Genomic DNA, 1,645 nt, shown 5'->3' on the forward strand with positions numbered 1-1,645 from the left:
CGGGCGACAACGTGACCATGGACGTCACGCTGATCGTGCCGGTGGCCATGGAGGAGAAGCTGCGCTTCGCCATCCGCGAAGGCGGACGCACCGTCGGCGCCGGCGTCGTCGCCGCCATCAACGCGTAAGCTGCTCGAAGCGAGCGATTCGGCACGGCCGGCGGTCTCCGCCGGCCGTTTTGCGTCGCCGAGGCCGTGGAATCGGGTCCAAGCCCCGTCGTCACCGCCTCAAATCGGCGTTCCCTCAGCCGCGACGGCCCCGGAGCTTGACACGAGGCCTCCGGTTTACTTTCCTGATACCCGCGGTCTTCGGCGGACCATCAGGAATGAACACCTCGATCAGGTTTCCGCGGCCGACGCGCCGTCTGCTGCTCGCCGCCGCCGTGAGCGCGATCCTGATCCGCCCGGCCTGCGCGGACGCCCTCAGCGACGGACGCTTCCGCGCCGAGGTGGCGGCCGTCCTGCGGGCGATGCTGCCCGGGGCCGAGATCCTCCCCGACCCCGATCCGAAGCAGATCCTGTTCGGCGGCAGCACGATCGCTCTGACCAACCTCTATCCGCGCGTCGCCCCGCTCGCCGGCGACGCGCGCCGGCGACTGATCGAGGCGCACCTCGCCACCGCGCTGAAGGCCGTGAACGCGCCGCCGTCGACCGGAGAGCCGAGTCTCGCGGCGGTACGCACGCAGCTGCGGGTGCAGCTTCTGCCGCGCGAAATTCTGCGGCAGGTGCCGGACCTCGCCACGCGGACCTTCTCCGAGACCCTGGTCGTGGCCTACGTCATCGATGGGACGGACCGGATGCGCTACCTGACCCGGTCGATGCTCGACGGGTGGGGCGTCGGCGCCGGGGCGATCCCGACCGCCATCGAGGCTCTGGCGCTGGCCAACCTCGCCGAGGCCTCGAAGGACGCCGCGTTCGCGCTCGCGGTCGCCGACGGCACGCCCATCTTCGTCATGACGAGCGAGGACGACAACTACGACGCCGCCCGCCTGATGCTGCCGAGCTATCTCGACAGGGTCCGGAGCGCGTTGAAGGCGGAGGCCGTCACCGTCGCGATCCCGACGCGCGACCTGCTCATGGCGTGGCCCGCCGACAGCAAGGCCCGCGCCGGCTTCGCCGCGTAGGTGCGCGACCGGCTGCGGAAGGGGCCCTACGGCCGCAGCGACGAGCTGTTCCACGCCGACGCCGCGGGATTGCGACCGCTGACGGCGGCCGAGCGCGCCGATCACGGCCGCTGACGCATTTCCCGCCCGGCCGGGCCTTGCATCCCGGCGCCCGATCGGGCATTGGGCGACACGATAGGAGTGTAGCTCAACTGGTCAGAGCGCCGGTCTCCAAAACCGGAGGTTGCGGGTTCGAGTCCCTCCACTCCTGCCAGTCTACAGCGCCTTCCAGCCACCAGCTGCTGCCCATCTCCCATTCCCGCGACGTGCCGCGGCTGTCGACAACCCCGACGACTTGCGCTAGAGCGGGCGCACTCCGAGATCGATGGCGGCTGTCGGTTCGGGCTCGTTCGAGCGAGCTTCCGAACCCGTCGTCATTCTCGAAACCCGGTTCCTGACGCCATGGCATCGAACGAAGCGACCAAGAAGGCCGATCCGGCGCGCGGCCCGGTCCGCGGCGCGGCCTCGCAGCCGCCGCAGCGC

At 70.8% G+C, this 1,645-nt stretch carries 1 protein-coding gene, 1 tRNA gene and 1 pseudogene; all 3 read left to right on the forward strand.

Translation table 11 applies throughout. The features are described from left to right. Positions 1-128 (forward strand): annotated as a pseudogene (tuf, locus tag FV229_RS26690) (elongation factor Tu); the annotation flags it as partial. A gap of 197 nt (positions 129-325) precedes the next feature. Then, positions 326-1,123 carry a hypothetical protein gene (locus FV229_RS26695; RefSeq protein ID WP_147754797.1) on the forward strand — a complete coding sequence of 266 codons (798 nt, stop codon included), beginning with the start codon at positions 326-328 and terminating at the stop codon, positions 1,121-1,123. Positions 1,124-1,299: 176 nt separating this feature from the next. Then, positions 1,300-1,376, forward strand: a tRNA-Trp gene (locus FV229_RS26700). Positions 1,377-1,645: the final 269 nt, after the last annotated feature.

The organism is Methylobacterium sp. WL120 (genome assembly GCF_008039465.1).
Lineage (GTDB): Bacteria > Pseudomonadota > Alphaproteobacteria > Rhizobiales > Beijerinckiaceae > Methylobacterium > Methylobacterium cerastii.